Genomic DNA, 21,796 nt, shown 5'->3' on the forward strand with positions numbered 1-21,796 from the left:
ACCATTCAAACCAAATATCTACTTCTAGGATAACTTTCATTTAACATATACACTCAATTTTGGCAACTTTAGCCAATTATAATTTAGCATGACGAAGGCACTCTTCACCTTTACTTTCATTATCTGTGGCTTACTAAGTTTTAACTTAGGACTCAATGCGCAATGCGACCCAAAAACGTTTGATGCCGTTCGAACGACAGATAAAATCAAAATTGATGGTGTCTTTGATGAAGAAGCGTGGGAAACAGCTCCGATACTAACTGACTTTGTGCAAAGAAGACCATCTCCAGGCGATGCTTCGGCTCGAAAATCAGAGGTAAGGTTTCTTTACGACGATGAAGCAATCTACATTTCTGCTAAACTTTATGAGAAAAGAGATAGCGTTTTTAACCTTTTAACTAACCGTGATAATATTGGTAATTCTGATTACTTCGGAGTTTCTATAGATCCTTTTAACGCAGGGCTCAATGGCGTTGGTTTATTTGTCACAGTTGCTGGGGTACAATATGATACTAGGTACTCGAATGGTGGAAATGAGCGTATTTGGAGAAATGATGAAGACTGGAATGCCGTTTGGTTATCAGACACCAAAATTACTGACGAATACTGGACAGTAGAATACAAAATTCCCTACGCCGTTCTAAGATTTAAATCAAATGACATTCAGGAATGGGGAATTAACTTTTTCAGAAAATCATCTGCGATCAATGAAGACTCGTTCTGGAATCCTATCGACCCAGAAATTGATGGTTATCTTAATCAAGCAGGATTAGTCAAGAATTTAGAAAATATTAAAACACCAACCCGACTATTCTTTTACCCTTACGTTTCAACGGTAATTAGCCGATCGACTGAAACAGGTTTCGTCACTCCCCAATTGAACGGCGGTATGGATATAAAGTATGGTATCAATGATGCTTTTACCTTAGATGTCACTCTCATTCCGGATTTCAGTGGTGTTCGTTCGGACAATCAGGTATTAAACCTTTCGCCTTTTGAAGTTCGTTTCGACGAGAATAGACAGTTCTTTACTGAAGGTGTGGAATTATTCAATAGAGCAGGCATTTTCTATTCTCGAAGAATTGGGGCGACTTTCGGGAATGTAACAGAAACACTTGGTGAAAATGAAGAAATCACTTCGAGGCCTCAAGCCGCGCAGCTGATTAATGCTAGTAAAATCACCGGAAGAACAAATAGTGGATTGGGTATTGGCCTTTTCAACGCAGTTACCGATCGAACATTTGTAGAAGTAGAAGATACAGAAACGGGAGAAGTCAGACAGGTAGAGGCTGATCCATTGACCAACTTTAACTTATTAGTGCTTGATCAAAACTTGAGAAATAACTCTAGCGTCACCTTAACTAACTCCAACGTATGGAGAGGTAAAAATGGAGATGATGCTAATGTAACCGCTCTTAATCTAAGTCTTAACGACCCAACTCTGACATGGCGCGTGGGTGGTTCTTACTCGTACAGTCAAGTTATATCTCACGATATAGAAACAGAAACTAGCTCAAATAAAACTGGGTATAAGTACAATCTCTCAATCGCCAAAACCAGAGGTAATTTTCAGTTTAATGTTCGAAGGAATGTGGAGACTGATGACTATGATATTAATGACTTAGGCTTTTTAAGAAGAGCGAACAGGCTGGAACATGGAGGTCAAATCTCTTACAATCAGTTCAGACCACAGGGCATCTTCAACAGCTGGTCTATGCGATTTAATACGCAGTATAATCAATTGCATGCGACAGAGGAATTTACGAATATGAACATGAATTTCAATGTTGATGGCCAATTCAGGAACTTCTGGTCACTATCGGCAGAACTGGGAGGAAGCCCGAGAAGTAGTAATGATTTCTTCGAAGCTCGTGTAGATGATTATGTTTTTAGAATCCCTGAAAGTGTAAGATTTGGAATGAACCTTAGATCAGATGGGCGGAAAAAGTTCAGAGTCACTGGTAGATTTAGAAGAACATTAAGATCTGAGTGGGACTTTTCAGAAAATTCCTACAACATCTCGGGTAGAATTAGAATTGGCGAACGTGCCGAAATCAGTCAACGAATTGATATTCTTGATAGAAAAAATAATAGAGGATATGTGACCCGCTTTTATAATGATGAAGGAGGCCTAACAGATGTAATTTTTGGTGTACGAGATAGAAGAAGGTTGACAACGACGACTGATGCGCGCTATATTTTCTCCAACAGAATGGGGGTGACTTTCCGTTTACGTCATAACTGGGACCGAGTAGAATACAGAAACTTCTTAGAGCTCACTGAAGACGATCAATTATTAGATTCCGATTATAGTGGAAGAGACGAGGTAACAAATGATCCGCTCCACGACAGAAACTTCAATGTGTTCAATATCGATATGGAGTATAACTGGCAGTTTTCTCCGGGTAGTGAAATTAGAGCTATCTGGAAAAGATCGATCGGCACGAATGATATCAATACACAACTTGACTTCTTCGATAACTTCAACAATACTTTTAACGCCCCAAATTTCGATACCATTACGATCAGGTTGGTATACTTCCTTGACTACTTAAACGTCAAGAAAATCTTCACTAAGTAAGGTTTGGGAATCCCTCCACTGGTTAATACCTTTAGTTAAAAGCAAAAGCATTAACTATCTAGCCCATTTATTACTCTCAGGCGACAACCCTAAAATTAAGGTTGGTAATTTTCTTGGTGACTTTATTAAAGGAAAGCAGTTTGAAGCTTTAGACCCAATGATTGGTAAGGGAGTACTATTGCATAGGGAAATAGATTTCTATACCGATAATCACCCTACCGTGGCGATCAGTAAGGACAGGTTAAGAGATAAGTATCGGCACTATTCAGGTGTTATTGTCGATATGTTTTATGACCACTATTTGGCAAAGAACTTCGAACTGTTTTCGGACAAGCCTTTAGTCCAATTTGCTGATTTGAGTTACAAGCTCATGGAGTCTTATTGGGATATAATCCCCCCTCGAGGTCAGAAAATGCTCCCATATATGGTTCGTGGTAACTGGTTAGTGAATTACGGTAAAAGTGAGGGTATTCATAGGGCGCTACAAGGTCTTTCTAGAAGAACCAAATTTGATTCTAAGCTGGAATACGCCATTCAAGACCTGTTGCAGTATGACGCTGAATTTGAAAGTGAATTCAAGTCCTTTTTTGCTGAGATTCAACAGCATATTTCAGTATTTCGTGAAGATTTGATTAATTCGTCTCAATGATAATTTCAAAGCCACAAAGAAAGACTATTTTCTCACTGACCATATTCACCATAGTATGTGGATTTGGATCAATTTATTTCCTTCGGCAGATATTAGATGATGCAGAGGGCACTTGGCGATATATCATGCTGGGTATCTTGGTGCTCACGACAAGCATTCTATTATCCAAGCTTCTATTTGGCTACAAGGTGATTAAAATCAGTCATGATTTAGTTCATATATACTTCCCATTTAGGTTTTTTAAAACCACCCAAGAAATTAAAAATCTAGGTGCTTGGCAAGAAACAAAGGTCATGACGAATAAGACAGAATTTCGTCAGCTGAAGCTGGTATTTTTAAATAAAGGCTATGTAAAACTCTCGAATCAAGAGAACAGCAATTATGACAAGGTGTACAAATACATCAAACGGAAAGCACCTAAAAAAGAGGTTAGAGATTAATGATCAAGAACCTTATCATAGTAGCACTCGGTGGTGGAATTGGTAGCGCACTTCGTTACCTTATCCAAGAAGTTCTCCACAAGCAAATCGAAAATTTTGAGCCTTATGGGACCTTTGTCGTCAACATTTTAGGATGTCTTTTATTGGGCCTACTCGCTGGTTTTGCTGAGCAAGAAAAGCTACTCACTCCTTCAATGAACTTATTATTAATCTCAGGCTTTTGTGGTGGTTTTACGACATTTTCAACCTTCGCCTTTCAAAGTCACAACCTTTTCCTTGCCAATAAGCCTATTCAAGCGATACTTTATATTGGCTTAAGTATTACGATAGGCCTAATCGCTGCCTACCTAGGATACAAATTGACTAAAGGCTAATTAATGACTCCAATCGTATTGATCGAGGTTTTCCAAACAGGCCATCAGTAGATCAATAGAGGCCTGAATATCATCTTTGCTCGCCATTTCAATAACTTGATGCAAGTGTCGTGTAGGAATGGAAACAGCACCAGAAATAGCACCATTCTTACCCATGCGCTGTACCCCAGCCGTATCAGTTCCGCCTGCCACTAGAATCTCCGGTTGCCATTTAATGTCATGCTTATTGGCCATTTCCTTCATATAAGCCACCATTCGATAATCGCAGATTGTAGAAGCATCTAGAATTTTTATAGCTGTTCCTTTTCCTAACTCAGTGACCATTTCATGTGGCTGGGCTCCGGGTAAATCAAAAGCGATGGTTGTATCCAAACCAAAACCAAAATCTGGATTAATAGTATGTGCAGAAACATTAGCACCACGCAGTCCGACTTCCTCTTGAACGGTAAATACACCGTAAACATCGTAAGGTTGTTTCTTTAAGTTTCTTAAAGCTTCTATGAGAATAAAAACTGAAACGCGATTATCGATTGATTTGCAATTAACGCAATTACCCATCTCGATCAGTTCGCGTTCTCTGGTAATTGGGTCTCCAATAGCGATCACTTTTTCAACATCCTCTTTTGGCATACCCAAATCGATAAAGTAATCTGAGGTTTTTGCCACTTTAGTTCTTTCCTCGGCAGTCATTACGTGAATAGGCTTACTTCCCATTACACCAATCACATCTTCCCTACCATGTATAATAACACGTTGGGCTGTTAATGTTTTTGGATCAAAACCACCTAGTGTTTGAAATCTTACAAAACCATTGTCATCGATGTGAGACACGATAAACCCTATTTCATCCATATGGGCAGCTACCATGACTTTCTTGCCATCGGGGTTATTGACACCTCGCTTAATCGCAAAAACGTTACCCATATTATCAACGCTTAGCTCATCAACTAACGGGTTTACCTCTGCAATTACCAAGTCTCGAATACGCTTCTCAAAACCGGGAGCGCCAGCGATTTCACAAATGTTTTTGAGTAAAGGAATATTCAAAGCCATAACAAATCAGATTTGCTGTGAATATAATAGTAAAGGATTTGAGAGTGAAGTTGAAGGCTATAAATCCTCAGCGATAGTGAAGAGAACCTCCATTGTATAGATACCGGGAGAATATGTAAAACCTGGTGTTAACCGATAACTAATTCGAAAGCGATGTGTAAATGGATCGGAATTGGAATCACCAGGGTCGTTAGTACCAATACCTGAGCCAGTGGTGGCATCATTCCCAACAGACCCAATCAAGTAAGTTGGAGTAGAAATATCTTGAAGTTGAAAAAAGGCGGCTTCTTGTGAAGTAAGACCAGGACTATTGGCTCGTATGGATAAGATGCTTACTGGAACGTTATCATCCCCTGCGTCAGAATAGGATTGAACAAGATCCCAGAAACCCGGAGTAACAGTTTGGGTTCCCACATATAGGTCCCATTCTACTGTAGATTCTATGGTTACCTCTGAAGCATTGCCTAAAATGGCGCCTGTGGTATAGGATCGTATAGAATTAAATGTAAAAACGAGGTCAGTGCCTTTAGTAATCGTTAAGTCAATGGTTTGACCAGAGCACCAAAAGACCATAAAGAATTGCAAGACCGTCGCCAGTACCAGTGTCCGCATGCATAAAGTTATAAATATTAAAAGAGGTAACAATATTGTTACCCCTTTTACCAATCAACATAAATCGAACTAACTTATTTACTACGTCTTAGTAAAAGTTATGTCTTTATTAAAGGTCTTCTGCTAGCGTGTAAATAAGGTTGATACCGTAGTATCCAGCAGTATAAGTATCTAATCCTGGAGATAATCTGTAGTCTATTCTGAACTGGTGAGTATCAGGAGACGTTAGGTAAGATCCTGGAGCGCCTGGAGCATCACCAGCATCAACAGTACCTGTTACATCACCAATAATTGGTAACTGATCAGTACCAGTTAAGTTGAAGTAGGTATTAGCCACTCCACCCCCATCGATCAATGAGTTACCAGCAGCGTCAATAGCTCTAACACCAATGATGTCTGATAAAACAGCAGTAGAACCTGCAGAAGAATACGTTTCGAAATTCTCCCAAGTCGCAGTCTCAGCATTTACAGCTAAATCCCAAGCAACAGTAGCTTCTACTCTTAATTCAGTAGCATTTGTTTTAGTAATACCGTTTTGGTACTGAGGAATAGTACTAAATACGAAATCTAAGTTAGGGTTTGTTACCAAAGTGAGATCAAGTACACCTTGTAGCTCCAAAGAGACATATACATTTTCATTGTCTGTTGGAAGTTGTGCGAACGCCTTTGAAGTGAACGCGAAGGATACTAATGCCACTGCGGCTAACATCCTGAGTTTAATTACATTTTTCATGATATAAATGTTTAGGTTAAAAGTTTCGATACGTGAATGTATGGACTTATTTTCATATATACAAATTAACAGTAAAACATTTTGTTATTTTTCTCGCTATCATCCCCTCTATATCAGGACAATAGCCTCGTTTTACTGCATAAGTACTTAAATCCAACATTATTAATTATTTCCCCTTTGGGGTATTAAAATTTCCATTTCAGCTGCTTCAACTTCATCACGATTTCCATAATCCATCACTGCTAAAACAGAGTAGCGTCCAGGTGGAATATCGGGTGGAATATTGAAAACTGTATTTCTATTAAGTGCTGGCAACATGGTAAAACCGCGGGTAGTAACACGTTTAGTCTCACCTGTGGACAGACTGGTTAATTCTATATATGAGTTGCATCTCAAGAATGTCTCTCCTGCATTCTTCATTTTTACGGTAAACTTGTTTTCTTCAAAATCTAACCCTGTGATTTCGCCCCGAGAATCGGTGGCACTTGGAGGGGTCTGAAAAATATAGACGCCAAATCGGTAGGATTGATTTACTTGGACTTTTAGACCTTCGCCACTACCCTGCCCATCATTTTCTGGCGCTCTCAACTGCACGTAGGCGACGGCCCATCTTGCAATTAGTGCTGCTGAATCAGCAGGTACATCCATGAGCACAGAAATCTCTTGATTCTCTCCAGGTTCTAATTCGAAAACTGCTGGCGTGGCTGTTAGCCAAGAAGCACAACTTCTAGATTGTGTGCCTTGTGCCGAAAACTGACTCTTCCCAGCCACATTGGCCGAAAAGTCTCCAAAAGTCACCTGAAAGCCTTGCCTATCAGCCGAGTTATTAGCGACAGTGATTCTGCTAGTCCCAGAACCACCAGGTGTCACCTTATAGTTTATTCTAGTCGGTGAGGTCGAAATTTTCTGAGCAACCGAATCCCACGCAAAAAAGGCCAACAGCAAAAGCATTATTGAAGCTATTCTCATCAGCCTAAAGTCTTTAGCGTTTAATTTCATGTTCTTAATCATTAGTTATTGTCGAATTTCTTGATGTTCAATTTTCTTTTCTTCTCTATGAGATAATAGGTTAGTTCATAATTTGAATCTGCATTATCAATGGTCAATTCATATGAATCTTGAGCAAACTGGAACTGTTCATCTATAGTTGCTGAACTGGCATCAATCACATATTTACCAAAGGGTACGAAAATTTTAAATTTGCCATCCTTATCGGTTACTCCCGAGTAAACACGCTCATCAGATCCAATCGCTGATATTCTTATACCGCCTAGCTTCACGTCATCATAAGACCTGGAATAAGTAGCTTTCTGTGCTATTACGGTTCCTATGATCTGCACACCCCGAGTTAATGGTATAAGTAAGGTTTGGCTTTTATTCATTAGCACTGGGTTGTTTCCGGCTTTAAACCAACCTTCATTGTCGCTTAGCATTTTTGATTTAACCAAGTAGTTACCTACTTCTAAGTTCTCAAAGCTAGCCTCTCCATTAAGGTCTGTCATAATGGTTTGGTCTTTTAAAGTGATCATTACATTCTGCACAAACTCTTCTCCCTTATCCCTTTTCCCATTTCCATCGGCGTCTTTGAACACTAGTACTTTCAGGTCGAATGCCTTACCCCCTGGCCTTTTAAATCCAAAGTCTTTTTTAATCCCAAAGCGCAAAAAGGTGTTTGCTTGATTAAAAGGCTCTAAAACTCCGTCTATTCCTTGTTGTTCATTCTGCAAAGCGATAGGGCTTTCACCTTGTTTGACAGAAACTAGCTCTGCAGCCATGGTAAAGGTGTATCCACTTTTAGCGTAATAGACGAACTCACCTGTCATATTCGTTCTCCACCTTGCAAAGACAGATTCATAGCGGCTGTTAATTCTAGGCCTGAATAACAAGCCTTGTTTTCTGAAATAAAGAGAGGCGTAAGTTGAGATAAAGACCGACTGTGGATTAATCTGATCCTCAATAACCCTAATATTCTCTGTTACCGTAGCGGGACCGTAATTATACCTTGCTACGAAATTCAAATTCTTATACCGAAGTCTATTCTCCCAGCGAGCTACTGGAAATGGCTCAATTTCAAAATCTGGAGCATCGGAGAACCCAGCAAAGAACCTCGTGAAAACCCTAAAACGCTTACCATTATTTCTACTTAAGCCTGCCGCTAGTCCTGAAGTTTTAACTCTTAAACCTAGAACCTCATCATCTTGATGAATTGGAGATACATTCATCGTTGCCTTATTCAGCCTCCATTCATAACGCAATTCATAACGATCTCTCTTATTTAATTGACTCGTAAAAAGATTTCCTCTTAAGAAGCGAACTGGTCTATTACTATTTACTGCTCCTCTAAAACTAAGACTAGAAGTAGTTGAAAGCGGGTATCTCAAATTCAAAGCCAATTGCCTGCTTCCGCTTCTCTGAGCAAAGAATGATTCGGAATAATATGCGCCTGTGAAACCAATATTTAATTTATTAACCGACCCGAAGTATCTGAGTTCAGCGCCATATCCTGGTGTTTGAAAAACACTATCTGGATCAAAACTATCTTCTTGAACGCTATACGCACCCACAATCCCGACTCGATGTCGTTTTCCGATTCTATGGTTCACTTGCATTCTAAAAAGATGCCCGTCAATTACATTAAAATCATCTATCTGATTTACGTATTGTAATTCTACATTACTACCTTCTTTAGGTTCATACTTAATTCTACCACCTAAATAAGTCAGGTCATTTCTACTCAACCTTCCTCCTCTATTGGCATTGGTTGCATAAATAGCTCCGACTTCAAAATTGTTGAAACGATAGCTTCCTTTTGCCCCCATGCCATTAATGAATACACCCATATTTTCACCTATACCACCCAAAGAAGCCGAATACCTAGGCGTAGAATACTGGATGAATCGATTGGCACTACGAACTTGTGTACCACCAACGAGACTCGTTGTAATAATAGCTTGGTAGTAATAACTTAAGAAGCGTTGACTGCCTAGGTCCGCATTTCCTCGCAGGTCAAGAGAGAAGTTGGTGAAATTAGATAGAATATTATAGGAGTTTAACTCGGCGGTTAACGGTATTACAGCACTTCCCTTTCCAGAGTCAAATTTGGCTTTGTTAGAAAGCTTGGTGAAACTGACTCGGCGCCCTTTTATTTTATCGATATTGTCTACACTTGCCGCATTGATCTGCAAGCGATACTTTTTATTATTGATTTGTTCTTCTTCATCATCTGGTCGATCAGTAAAAAAGTACCCTTTGGTCTTATCTTCACTTACCCGCACATTTAGAACGAAAGTACTATCCAAACCAACTGGTAGTTCTGCATATAAGGTATTGTCTTGAATCTTCTTCCACTCGTGATCCAATACATCTAACCTGACATTCGTCGATAAATTAATTCTTATTCTTTCAACAGAATTACCTTCGTTCACTAACCTTACATGAACACTCGCACTGTCAGATTCATTTGTAAAGTATACTTCCCGTTCTTCGACAAGCATATTCCATTTGGACACTTTCTTCACTTCAACTGACCAAGAACTTGAAGCTAGGGCATCACCGAATTGCGAATAGGCTGTTGCACTAATAAAGTAACTGGTATTACCGTTGGTTGTCCTTGATGGGACTAATCTAATCGGGATAAACGTAGAGTCTCCTGGAGCTACGACATGAATTTTCTCTAAGTCGTTAACAACTTTCCAACCAGAAGGTGAAGATAAATCGAGTGAAAATCGAAGGGGGCGAGAAGTTCTGTTTTTGGCTTTTATGACATTAGTCACAACATCATCCGCAGACGCAGTACCACCTGACTTGAGAAAGTCAAGGGTTAGGGCCGTATTGAGTCCATTTGTTTGAGCAGTCGCCGAATTGGCTATCATCAAACATAATGCACCAATCATGGCAATGGAGAGGAAACTCCACAGTCTAGATAGACGCGTAGTCAAAATAAGTTAGTTCTCGATGTTAGGTATTTCAAATATATAAGTTTCAATTGATTTAGCACAATATGAAAACACCTAATTACGTTGCCCTCAGCCACTTTTGAGGATAAGTTGAAAAATGCGTGATGCCAGAGACAAACTTTTGTATGTATAAAAAATAATTTTTTCCGTAAAGTTTACCCCTAGACAGATTAGTTGTCAGTATCTCAAGTCTAAGGCGTAACGCTAGCCAATATTTCTCTATTCCTATTAATTGTTCTCTGACATGGGTTTAAAGCGTAACCGGCCAACACTACTTTAGGGAGTAGATAGAACATTTTGCCCGAATAATTGGCAAGCACGAAATCTGGCGCAAAAGAAAACCCCAGCTTAGAAAGCCAGGGTTTGTGCGCACGAGAGGAGTCGAACCTCCACGCAAGTTAATGCACCACCCCCTCAAGGTGGCGTGTCTACCAATTCCACCACGTGCGCATGGTAATTATTGGGTTGGCAAAAGTAAATAAGAATTGACCTATTTCAAATAAGAAAGACTCACCTTTCAACAAATGTCCGTTGTTTAACCTCAACGAGTTTTCTAGATTTAAATCTCAAATCGAAAAATGAATAATATTAATAAGAGCACGCTTCTTGGCATCTTACTGGTACTTGTTGGTGGAGTCACCGTATTAAGTAACCTAGGCTTGATTCCTTGGCAACTAAGGCACTACTTATTCCAGTGGGAAAATATTCTGATGCTACTGGGTATATTTTTCTTCTTTTCTCAAGAGGATAAAAAGGCAGGTATTATTCTATTTGTCATCGGCTTTTATTTTGTTTTAGATGATTGGTTCTATATAGACTTTTCATTTTGGGATTTCTGGCCAGTTTCCCTCGTGCTGATCGGTATATATATACTTAATAGAAAAGCAGTGACCACGGATGATTTAAAATCTAATCATCAAGACGAGAAAGATTTCATACAGGATACGGCTATTTTCAGCGGTGGCGATAAGGTCATCGGTACGCGTAACTTTAAAGGAGGGAGCTTAACAGCAGTTTTCGGAGGGTCAAATATTGACTTAACCACTTCTGAGCTTTCTAAAGATTCAGCCAAACTAGATTTATTCTATATGTTTGGTGGCTCTAAAATTCGCGTACCTAAAGATTGGAACGTTGAAGTAAAAACCACCAGTATTTTTGGTGCATTAACTGATAAAAGGATTGTAAAGGCTTACAACCCTGAATCGCCTGAAACATTGGTAATCACTGGTGTTATCATCTTTGGAGGGGCAGAATTAACTAATTAAACATGAAGAAATTATTGATTATAGCACTCATATTTTGTGCTGCTGCACTGCAGGCTCAAGATAGAATTACTGGAAAGAAGTTTGCCACTCGCTCCGAAGTAATAGCTCAAAACGGGATGGCCGCTACTAGTCAGCCGCTGGCTACTCAAGTAGCCCTAGATATCTTAAAAAAAGGTGGAAACGCAATAGACGCTGCCATTGCCGCCAATGCTGTACTTGGCTTAGTAGAGCCGACTGGTAATGGTATCGGAGGTGATTTATTTGCCATAGTATGGGATGCTAAAACGCAAAAGCTTCATGGTCTTAATGCTTCGGGCAGATCGCCTTATGGTTTAACACTAGACTATTTTAAAGATAATGGCTACCAGAAAATCCCTTCCTATGGGCCACTACCCGTATCTGTTCCAGGTGCTGTAGACGGATGGTACGAACTGCATGGAAAATTTGGCAATATGGATATGAAAGATATCCTTCAGCCTGCGATTGATTACGCTAACAATGGTTTTCCTGTAAGTGAACTTATAGCATGGTACATGGAAAGAGGCGCTGCCAACTTAAAGCGCTTTCCTGGCTTTAAAGAAGTTTACATGCCCAATGGTAAAACTCCAGCAAAAGGAGAAATCTTTAAAAATCCGGCTTTAGCAAATACACTTTCAAAAATTGCAGCTGGTGGCAGAGATGCTTTTTATAAAGGAGACATCGCAAAAACTATTGCTGGCTACATGGAGCAAATGGGTGGCTTTTTATCTGAAAAGGATTTAGCCGACCATACTTCTGAGTGGGTTGAACCTGTAAGCGTTAACTATAGAGGATATGATGTTTGGGAATTACCACCAAATGGGCAAGGTATTGCTGCGCTACAGCAATTGAAAATATTGGAAGGCTATGACTTGAAATCAATGGGATTTGGAAGTGCCGAATACATTCACACTTTCACAGAAGCCAAAAAGTTAGCCTTCGAAGATCGAGCTAAATTCTATGCCGATATGGACTTCTATAAAACTCCGATAGAATGGTTGATTTCCGATGAATACGCGGCTGAAAGAAGAAAACTTATCAATCCAAATAGAGCAGCACGCTCCGTTCCTGCCGGACAGTTAAAAGATGGTGATACAATTTACATGACAGTCGCCGATAAAGACGGGAATATGGTTTCATTAATCCAAAGTAACTTTAGAGGTATGGGTTCTGGAATGACACCTCCTGGCCTTGGTTTTATCTTACAAGATCGCGGAGAGTTATTCTCGCTAGAAGAGGGTCATGCCAACGTATATGAACCCCATAAACGTCCGTTCCATACAATTATACCGGCATTTATTACTAAAGATGGCGAACCTTTTGTCAGTTTTGGACTTATGGGTGGTGCTACACAACCTCAAGGGCATGCTCAAATTGTAGTGAATATGGTGGACTTTGGTATGAATTTACAGGAGGCGGGAGATGCCCCAAGAATCCTTCATTCTGGTTCGTCCCAACCTACTGGCGAGGTAATGACGGATGGCGGTACTCTTCAACTAGAAAGCGGAATAGACTATGAAGTGATCCGCAAGCTTGTACTCATGGGACACAAAATATCTTGGAATGTGGGTAGCTATGGTGGCTATCAGGCCATTTTATGGGACAAATTGAATAAAGTCTATTACGGAGCGTCCGAGTCGAGAAAAGATGGTCAGGCAGCGGGTTATTAACCTGGCTTAAAGGTTTAGGATTCAGTTATGAATCAAAAAGGGCTTTATGATTGAATTCATAAAGCCCTTCTTATTTGCTGGAAGCCCTAAAACTGATTACTCATCTCTTAATGCGTTTACTGGATTACCCTTGGCTGCTTTGAATGAATTATAGCTGACGGTAGTAAAAGCAATCATTGAAATTAAGAATCCACCCAGAATGAATAAGCCTAAACCAATTTCGGTTTGATAAGCAAAGCCATTTAGCCATTCTCGCATGAGATAAAAAGACAATGGGAAGGCTAAAACTATGGCTACTGAAATAAGTTTAGCATAATCTTTTGCTAATAAGAAAACGAGCTTCACAACCGAAGCACCGAGCACTTTTCTGATGCCGATTTCCTTTTTGGCCTGTTCAGTCGTAAACGAAACGAGACCAAATAGTCCTAAACATGCCACAAAGATGGCCAGTACGGCGAATCCAACAAACACCGTATTAAACTGACGATCGGCCTTATACTGCCTGTCAAATAGTTCGTCTAGAAAGAAGAAATCGAAAGGGTTATCAGGATAAATTTGATCCCAAGCTGTTTCAACTTTTGATATGACCGCAGGGTAATCATCCGTACTCAACTTGACAGAATAGTAAGACGCGGCCCTTCGCTCATTATAGACAAATAATACAGGATTCAAATCGTCTTTGATGGTGGCTTGATGATAGTTTTCGATGACACCAATAATTGTCATTGGTCTATCACTATTTGGATCGATTTTCTCTCCAATGGCTGATTCTGGATCACTAAATCCCAAATGTTTTACGGCCATTCTATTTAATAAAACAGCAGCTGTATCCGTTTTCATCTCTTTCGAAAAAGTTCTTCCAGCCAGCACTTTAATATCAAAAAAGTCGGTAAAATCTTCATCAGCCCCAACTCTGTAGCAATCTCTCAGTTCGGTTGGGTAGAATTTACTATGGAAACCACTAATACTGAAGTTTTCTACGCCGGGCACATTGCTCGAAATTGTAAAACCTTCTACCTCAGGAAACTCTTCCAGTTTATTAGCAAAAACTTGCAAACGATCCTCGAGGTCGGTGTCAGAGGTTCCAGATGATGGTGCTTGTAAAACAAGTGTTTGATTTAAATCAATACCCAAGTCGTAATTGCGCATATAATTCAACTGCTTAAAGACTAAAAACGTCCCTAGAATCAATGTGATAGATGCTGTAAACTGAAATACAACAAGTATTTGTCTAAATCCGAATTTTCGTCTACCAGATTCAAACCCACCTTTCAGCACTGTGAGTGGCTTGAAAGAAGTGAGGACTAATGCTGGGTAAAAACCAGAGCAAATCGTCCCCATAAGCACCAAAACAAATAGTCCGCCGAGTACGGTTGGCCCTATCAGCAAAGACTGCTCTAGACTTAAATCCATCACGCGGTTAATTACAGGTGTAAGGAACCAAACGATAATGAATGAAGTGAGTATGGCCAAAAAGTTATACAAAAAAGACTCTACTAAGAATTGTATCAACAGGTTTGCTTTGCCCGCTCCTACTACTTTTCGAACCCCAACTTCTTTAGCCCTTTTGACTGCTCTAGCCGTGGCTAGGTTTATATAATTAACCCAAGCTATGAGCAGAATTAAGGCAGCAATAATTAATAAGAAATAGATCTGTTGACCGCCGCCATTTTCGCCCATATCCCAACTAATACCTACTGATTTAAGATGTATGTCGCCAACCTGTTGTGTCCAAAGCACTTCTCTGATCGCGTTTCTTTCGTAAGACTCAGCTTTTTTATCGTCTAAGTAAATACCAAGTTTTGCATCTAGGGCAGCTTGACTCACCCCATCTGCCACTTTTACGAAGGTGTAGAAGTCGTACCATCCCCAATTCGAGACAAAGTCTTCAAAGCCATTCCAAGTTGATAGTGAAGTAATCAATTCGAACTGCATGTGCGAATTCTTAGGGAAGTCTTTGAATACGCCACTGACCTTCAGTTCGGTGGATCCTCTCCAAAATATAGATTGACCAATAGGGTTATCGGTTCCAAAATATCGCTTGGCAGTAGATTCAGAAATTACGATTTGGCTTGGCTGAGAAAGCACATTCTTTCTATCACCATTGATGAGTTCAAAGCCAAACATATCGAAAAAGTTATGGTCAGCTAAAACCGCTTTGTCTTCATTGTAGCGAATTAGTGTACCATCCTTATCCCTGACACTATAGACCCCTCCGCCAAATGGTAGAATTCGAGTTGACATTTCAATTTCTGGGAAATCAGTTAACAGATTCGGGGCAACCGCTGGATAGACTGGGGCACTTTTTGTCTTCAACTCCCCTTGACCATACATATCCATTACCACACGATAGGTCTGTTCGGCCTTCGGGTGGAAGTTATCAAAAGTGACCTCTTTCAATACGTATATACTGATTAGTAGACAGGCTGTAATCCCGACAATAAGTCCCGACAGGTTGATAAAACTATAGCCCCTATGTCTTTTAAAGTTCCGTAAACTGACAATTAAATAATTCTTTAACATCGCAATTTGATTTGAGTTATATGACCGTTTTTCGAAAGATGAAGGCCTAAAAAACCTTAAAACATCCCAAACAAACCACCAATAAGCTCTTTTGACACCCACTTCATCTTGTCGATAATAATAGGCCTCAATCAAGTCACCTTGTATTTCATCGACTAAGTCGGCAGCACAATACCACTCTAAAAAGCGGTTGGCCCAATGTGGTGGATTTAACTTTTTCATTCCATTCTTAGGGCTTTCACAGGATTACTCCTCAATGTTTTAGATGTACCAAAGAAAACAATTCCAATAATGAGGCAGAATACAAAGACAATTACCCCTGCAAAAACTAACGGGTTCAACTCGATATGGTAAGCAAAATTATCGAGCCAATCGGATGCAAAATAGATCGTAAGTGGCACAGCAATCACAGAAGCCAAAGTCAACAAGAGTAAAAATTGTTTTGATAGAATGAAATACAAATGGTACGCATTTGCGCCTAGCACTTTCCTGATACTCACCTCCTTTAATCGACCAGTGATTGAAATACTTACGATACCGATCAAGCCTAAAGTAGCTAAGCCTAATGCCCAAATTGTAGCGTATTTCACAATCTCAAACCAACGTTCCTGTGCTGCGTATTGAGCCTCAAGATCGTCTGACATCAAATTGAATTCAAAAGGGGCGTTAGGAGCAATCTCATACCAACTCTCTTGGAGAAATTGGACCATCTCAGCATTCAACGGTTGGTTCATTTTAACCAATATGTTCTCATATGTGCCCTCAGATCGACCCATAACCATCAATACTGGTCTTAATTCACGAGCCAATGATTGAAAATGAAAATCCTTTGTTACACCGATCAATTGGGGGTCTTTCAAACCTGCATTTCTAAACTTTTTTATGTTTCCATCTAAAACGAAATCTTCACCCATAGCGCGCTTGAATTGATCATTCATAATCACACTATTGCTATCAAGCGATGAACCTACATTGAAGTTTCTTCCCATAGTGATAGGAATGTCCATAATTTCAAAGAAAGATGGCTCAACAAAATACATGGAGTATGTGACTTTTGAACCGTCGGATTTTTCAAGCTCAGATGAAAACCCTCCTCTGGAGAAGGAACTGTTAATAGAGGTTACACCAGCAATATTGGGGTTAGATTCGAGCAGATTTTTGTACACTTTGACCTTCTCAGGATCATTATTCATATTATTGTCCAACACTACAACGTTCGTTGCATCATAACCCAGGTCTTTCACGTTGAAGAACTTAATCTGCTGAAATACTACAAAAGAACCCAACAGCAGCATAATAGAGAGACTGAACTGTACGGTTATTAATGATTTTGTAAAGAAATTTGAACCACCAAGCTTTAGCTTTTTTCTGAAAAAATCGAGGATACTAATTCCTGATAATACGAGTGAAGGATAAGCACCCGCAATAAGGCCTGTCAAAAGGGCAATAGAAGGTAAAAGAATGAGTAGTCGTAAGTTGATAATATCTTCTAACCGGTAATTTTTATCGGCAAGTGAATTAAAAGAAGGTAAAAGCAAGCTCATTAATAAAATACTGAGCAGCATAGCCAATATGCTCAAAGTGAAGGCTTCCGTCCAAAACTGGATGACCAACTGGCGACGCTTCGCCCCAATTACTTTTTTAATCGCTATTTCTTTACCTCTGAGCGTAGACCTACCCATTGATAATATGGTAAAGTTTGCACTACCAATGAGCAAAATTATCACGGCTATAATGGACAGCGTGTAAGATTCCGATGGGTCACCGGTAGACCATAAGCTTCCAATATCGGAAGCTAAATGTACGTCTGTAAGTGCTTGTAACCTGTAATTCTGATAATCCCCTTTGTAAGATTTACTCTCCTTGACAGCGTCAGTTAAATAGTTCTTCCAATGGTCTTTCAGCTTTGCCTCAAACTCATTCAAGTTAATATTTTCATTGAGTTGCATAAAAATCTCATCGATTCTAACTCCCCAGCTATTAGAAGCCCAGCTATAATAGTCTACCTGGTCGTAGCTCATAGCCATATCAAACTGGATGGAAGAATTCGTAGGAATTCGCTCCACAACGCCTGTGATTAAATAGGCTGTGAATTTATCATCCTGTCTTATCTCGATTGTTTCGCCTAGAACATCAATGCTTTGAAAATACTTCTCGGCCATTTCACGCGTAATGACAACATTTTTTGAGAACTGTAGGGCCGAATTTTTATCTCCAACCACAAACGGAAAACTGAAAATCTCAAAAAATGAATTATCAACGAAAATAGCGTTTTCCTGTTGAGCTGCACCATCAGTCCTTACATAGCGACTATCATCTCCAATACGTGTGATGGCAGCAATTTCAGAAAAATCATTCACTAATTCCTTTGCCATGGGAAGTGGGTGACTAGCACCAGTGTAGTCAAATTCTCCTTCTGGCGAATAGTAATCAGTGATCATACGATAAATGGCATCTTTATTTTCATGATGCTGATCATATGAAAGCTCGTCCACCACGAAAATGGAGATAAGGGCTACAGCTGTAATCCCGAGTGTAAGGCTAAAAATATTTATAAAAGAGGCCCACTTTCTTCTGTTGATAATTCTAAGCGAGATTTTGATGTTGTTTTTTAGCATAATTAAAGCGTTTGAGTTAATTGACTTTTTTTGAAATGAAGAGGGTCTAAAAAATCTTAGGACATCCCAAATGAACCACCATCTGGCCTTTCCGTGTCCTAATTCCTCTTTCCGGTAATAGTAAGCTTCTAGAAGGTCACCTTGAATCTCATCAAGGAGGTTTTTGGCACAATACCACTCTAGAAAGCGATTTGCCCACTTTGGAGGCATGTTATCTTTTTCAATCACTAAACAGAAAAATTAAGTCTGGGCATCAGATCCCAAAGTTTCATTCTGTTGGACTGGATTTGTTCTAAGGTCGACAGGCCAATTTTGGTGACTTCAAAAATTCGCTTGCGCCTTCCTCCTCTTTCCGCTGTGGCACCGCCCATCTTAGACATGATTAACCCTTTCTTCTCCAGGCGTTTTAAAACGGTATGTACAGCCGATATCGAGATTCTGCTTCCCATGTGCTCGTGATAGGCTTCTGAAACCGTATATCCATAGGCTTCCTCCTGTTTTACAGCAACAATTAGCAGCACTGTCTCTTCTAGATTTCCTAAACTTTGACTCATATATCTACAACTATTGTAGAACAAATAAAGAGAATGATTTCTATTATTACAACATTTGTAGAACTTATTGCGAATTCGATTCTCGATAAGCACACGAAATTAAGTCCCTTGAAAGCCTGTTAAAAGCCAATATTACCTACATTTGTAATGTGAAAATCACTGCTATAATTCTTTCTTTATTGATCATAAGCCTGTACAATCAGCCTTGCGTAGATGATTTAGGAGAAATCAATACAGATGAAATTTCACAGGAAATAGGAAGCGATCAGCATGACGAATCGACCGAACACAACGATGATGACTGCTCTTCTTTTTGCGCTTGCAACTGTTGCCAGAGTCAAGTTTTTAGTACCAACGTATCGATACCAGCACTGACTTCTTTCACTATTTTAAGCGCTTTAGAGGCAAGTCCGAATTGGATTTCGGCTTTTTCTACCTCCATTTGGGAGCCCCCTCAAGTTGGTTAATGTATCTACCACCCGCCATTTAGTTGGCAAAGTCCATTACATTAACACATTACAACACTCATGAAAAATATATTAATCATGTTGTTGCTCTGCTGTGGAGCATCAGCATTTGGTCAAAATACCTTTAAGGCAAAAATTATTGATGCCGAAAGCGGCGAACCTTTAATAGGCGCTACAGCACAAATTTCCGCTACCCAAGGTGATGTAGCCGATGCAAATGGCGAGGTCACTATAACCAATATCCCCAATGGAGAAGTCACCATTAAGGTCTCTTTTGTTGGCTATGAACCCTTTTCGAAAAAGTATACTTTCCCAATCAGTGAAGCTTCTATTGTAATTTCTTTAGAACCTTCTGAAGAAGAGGAAGAGGTTATCGTTACCGCCACAAGAAGTGGAAGAACAATCGATGATATACCAACAAGAATTGAAGTATTGGGCAGTGAAGAACTGGCAGAAAAGGCTGTTATGCGTTCATCCAACATCGCCATGGTACTTCGGGAAAGCACAGGTATTCAAATGCAGATCACCTCTGCTAGTTCTGCAAATCAAAGTATTCGTATACAAGGGCTAGATGGCCGCTATACCCAAATTTTAAAAGACGGTTTCCCTTTATTTGGCGGATTTGCTGGTGGATTAAGCATTATGCAAATTCCTCCGCTTGACCTTCAACAAGTTGAAGTAGTTAAAGGCAGTAGCTCTACCCTATACGGAGGGGGTGCCATCGCTGGTTTGGTAAACCTCGTCACCAGGACTCCTGATGAAGAAAGAGCGCTCAAACTGATGGTGGACCAAACGCAAGCCCGCGGTACAACGATCAATACTTTTTATTCTGAACAGTTCGAGAAATTGGGAGTCACCTTATTTTCTTCTCTTGGCAGGCAAGAGGCTTATGATGCTAACAATGATGACTTTAGCGATATACCGCAAATTAGGGGGTTAACATTTAATCCAAGTTTGTTTTACAATTTCAATCCTCAATCTAGACTGAGGCTTACGCTCAATGCAACTTTAGAGAATCGGTTGGGGGGAGATATTCAAGTGATTGATGGTGGCACGAATGGAATTCATCAATTTACAGAGGAAAACAAATCTCAGCGATATAATTATCAGTTGTCCTATGACAAGATAGTTGACGAGAACAAGTCGTTTCATTTAAAACATAGCATCACCTATTTCGATCGCGAAATCATAGAGCCAAACTTTGTTTTTGCGGGAAAACAGTGGTCTTCTTTTAACGAAGCGTCTTTTAATTTCGGGCAAGAGGGCTCTCGGTTTATCGTTGGTGCCAACCTCTATACGGATCGTTTTGATGAAAACCCATTAGGCGGCCTTTCAAGAGACTATAGCCATACAACGGTTGGCATATTTGCTCAAAACACATTAAAAATCTCAGAAGAATTGTCTTTAGAAAGTGGAATGCGAGTAGATACTAATGATGATTACGGAACTTTTGCACTTCCGAGAGCTTCGTTTTTAGCTAAAGTGAGTGAAAAATTTTCTATTAGACTCGGCGGTGGCCTTGGCTACAAACTTCCGACAATTTTCACGGAAGATGCAGAGAACCTAACTTTTCAAAACATCTTACCGATCGATCCGAATCTACTCGAAGCTGAACGATCGATTGGAGGAAATTTAGATTTTAATTACACCACTTCCATTAGCACGGATTGGACTTTATCTATCAACCAACTATTCTTTTCTACCCGAATAAATGATGCCCTCGTTTTTCGAGCAAATCAAGGACAGTATTTCTATGAAAATGCCAATGGCCCCGTCAACAGTCAGGGTATTGAAACTAATATTAAGCTGACTTACAAAGACTTTAAACTCTTTGCCAATTATGCTCTTATTGATGCCCAACTCAAATATGATAATGTGACACGCCAAAAACCATTGACAGCTAAACATAACATTGGTGCCGTTTTGGTGTATGAAGTGGAAGACAAATGGCGAGTCGGGCTAGAATCTTACTACACTGGATCTCAAGTAAGAGGCGACGGAAGCACAACAGACGACTTTTGGATTGTGGGATTTATGATACTCAGGAAGTTCGAGAAACTGAGCCTATACATCAACTTTGAAAACTTCACCGATACCCGTCAGCATAGGCTAGAAAACTTTGCGATTGGCAATCATTTCAAACCTGCTTTCCCAGAAATATGGGCACCAACCGACGGTAGTATTATTAATGCAGGGTTTATATTCGATTTTTAAGCTAAAAGTATAAAGCCACCCCAAAAATGGGGTGGCTTACACATACACACACGTCTCTAAAGCCCAAAG

The 21,796-nt window shown here is 39.8% G+C and carries 16 protein-coding genes and 1 tRNA gene; 8 read left to right on the forward strand and 9 right to left on the reverse strand.

From position 1 onward, the window contains the following. The first annotated feature begins 88 nt into the window (after positions 1 to 88). From BFP71_RS06110 to crcB, 4 genes are read left to right on the forward strand one after another with little or no spacing between them, the layout of a single operon-like run. Positions 89 to 2,581: a DUF5916 domain-containing protein gene (locus tag BFP71_RS06110; protein ID WP_069834612.1), complete on the forward strand. Its 2,493-nt coding sequence runs from the start codon at positions 89 to 91 to the stop codon at positions 2,579 to 2,581. A gap of 49 nt (positions 2,582 to 2,630) precedes the next feature. After that, the gene (locus BFP71_RS06115; protein WP_069834613.1) at positions 2,631 to 3,230 is read left to right on the forward strand and encodes an acyl carrier protein phosphodiesterase; all 600 of its coding nucleotides are present in this window, start codon (positions 2,631 to 2,633) and stop codon (positions 3,228 to 3,230) included. Beyond that, complete coding sequence (locus tag BFP71_RS06120) at positions 3,227 to 3,670, forward strand: hypothetical protein (protein WP_069834614.1); 444 nt, start codon at positions 3,227 to 3,229, stop codon at positions 3,668 to 3,670. The genes BFP71_RS06115 and BFP71_RS06120 overlap by 4 nt, the downstream gene beginning before the upstream one ends. Further along, a complete protein-coding gene (crcB, locus tag BFP71_RS06125) occupies positions 3,670 to 4,044 on the forward strand; it encodes a fluoride efflux transporter CrcB (protein WP_069834615.1) in 375 nt (124 codons plus the stop codon). The genes BFP71_RS06120 and crcB overlap by 1 nt, the downstream gene beginning before the upstream one ends. On the opposite strand, the gene BFP71_RS06130 is transcribed toward crcB, so the two are convergent. The 6 genes from BFP71_RS06130 to BFP71_RS06155 form a co-directional block, all read right to left on the reverse strand. Continuing rightward, the gene (locus BFP71_RS06130) at positions 4,045 to 5,097 is read right to left on the reverse strand and encodes a M42 family metallopeptidase (protein ID WP_069834616.1); all 1,053 of its coding nucleotides are present in this window, start codon (positions 5,095 to 5,097) and stop codon (positions 4,045 to 4,047) included. It abuts the gene before it with no gap. Positions 5,098 to 5,154: 57 nt separating this feature from the next. Next, entirely contained in the window at positions 5,155 to 5,709 is a 555-nt protein-coding gene (locus BFP71_RS06135; RefSeq protein ID WP_069834617.1) for a hypothetical protein, read from the reverse strand. A 109-nt stretch (positions 5,710 to 5,818) separates the two neighbouring features. Beyond that, on the reverse strand, positions 5,819 to 6,442 hold the full coding sequence (locus BFP71_RS06140) for a hypothetical protein (protein WP_069834618.1): 624 nt from the start codon (positions 6,440 to 6,442) through the stop codon (positions 5,819 to 5,821). A 162-nt stretch (positions 6,443 to 6,604) separates the two neighbouring features. Beyond that, positions 6,605 to 7,453 carry a fimbrial biogenesis chaperone gene (locus tag BFP71_RS06145; protein WP_069834619.1) on the reverse strand — a complete coding sequence of 283 codons (849 nt, stop codon included), beginning with the start codon at positions 7,451 to 7,453 and terminating at the stop codon, positions 6,605 to 6,607. Further along, on the reverse strand, positions 7,453 to 10,380 hold the full coding sequence (locus BFP71_RS06150; protein ID WP_141719696.1) for an SdrD B-like domain-containing protein: 2,928 nt from the start codon (positions 10,378 to 10,380) through the stop codon (positions 7,453 to 7,455). Before BFP71_RS06150 ends, BFP71_RS06145 begins: the two co-directional genes overlap by 1 nt. Positions 10,381 to 10,764: 384 nt before the next feature. Next, a tRNA-Leu gene (locus BFP71_RS06155) sits at positions 10,765 to 10,848 on the reverse strand. A 128-nt stretch (positions 10,849 to 10,976) separates the two neighbouring features. Between BFP71_RS06155 and BFP71_RS06160 the strand changes: the two genes are divergently transcribed. Continuing rightward, positions 10,977 to 11,663, forward strand: coding sequence for a LiaI-LiaF-like domain-containing protein (locus BFP71_RS06160; RefSeq protein ID WP_069834621.1), 687 nt, complete (start codon positions 10,977 to 10,979; stop codon positions 11,661 to 11,663). Positions 11,664 to 11,665: 2 nt separating this feature from the next. Beyond that, complete coding sequence (ggt, locus tag BFP71_RS06165; protein ID WP_069834622.1) at positions 11,666 to 13,351, forward strand: gamma-glutamyltransferase; 1,686 nt, start codon at positions 11,666 to 11,668, stop codon at positions 13,349 to 13,351. 96 nt (positions 13,352 to 13,447) lie between these two features. Here the strand turns inward: ggt and BFP71_RS06170 are convergent, their stop codons facing one another. The 3 genes from BFP71_RS06170 to BFP71_RS06180 are packed head-to-tail and all read right to left on the reverse strand — an operon-like array spanning position 13,448 to position 19,046. Beyond that, entirely contained in the window at positions 13,448 to 16,096 is a 2,649-nt protein-coding gene (locus BFP71_RS06170; protein WP_088124914.1) for an ABC transporter permease, read from the reverse strand. After that, positions 16,093 to 18,702: an ABC transporter permease gene (locus BFP71_RS06175; protein WP_141719697.1), complete on the reverse strand. Its 2,610-nt coding sequence runs from the start codon at positions 18,700 to 18,702 to the stop codon at positions 16,093 to 16,095. The genes BFP71_RS06170 and BFP71_RS06175 overlap by 4 nt, the downstream gene beginning before the upstream one ends. 17 nt (positions 18,703 to 18,719) lie before the next feature. Continuing rightward, positions 18,720 to 19,046 (reverse strand): PadR family transcriptional regulator, encoded by a 327-nt coding sequence (locus BFP71_RS06180; RefSeq protein WP_069834624.1) that lies wholly within the window; start codon positions 19,044 to 19,046, stop codon positions 18,720 to 18,722. A 149-nt stretch (positions 19,047 to 19,195) separates the two neighbouring features. Here BFP71_RS06180 and BFP71_RS19255 point away from each other — a divergent pair, with 149 nt between their 5' ends. Beyond that, the gene (locus BFP71_RS19255) at positions 19,196 to 19,513 is read left to right on the forward strand and encodes a DUF6660 family protein (RefSeq protein WP_222843470.1); all 318 of its coding nucleotides are present in this window, start codon (positions 19,196 to 19,198) and stop codon (positions 19,511 to 19,513) included. Positions 19,514 to 19,573: 60 nt separating this feature from the next. Then, on the forward strand, positions 19,574 to 21,727 hold the full coding sequence (locus tag BFP71_RS06185) for a TonB-dependent receptor (RefSeq protein WP_069834625.1): 2,154 nt from the start codon (positions 19,574 to 19,576) through the stop codon (positions 21,725 to 21,727). Positions 21,728 to 21,796 lie beyond the last annotated feature (69 nt).

The sequence above is a fragment of the Roseivirga misakiensis genome (assembly GCF_001747105.1).
Taxonomy (GTDB): Bacteria; Bacteroidota; Bacteroidia; order Cytophagales; family Cyclobacteriaceae; genus Roseivirga; species Roseivirga misakiensis.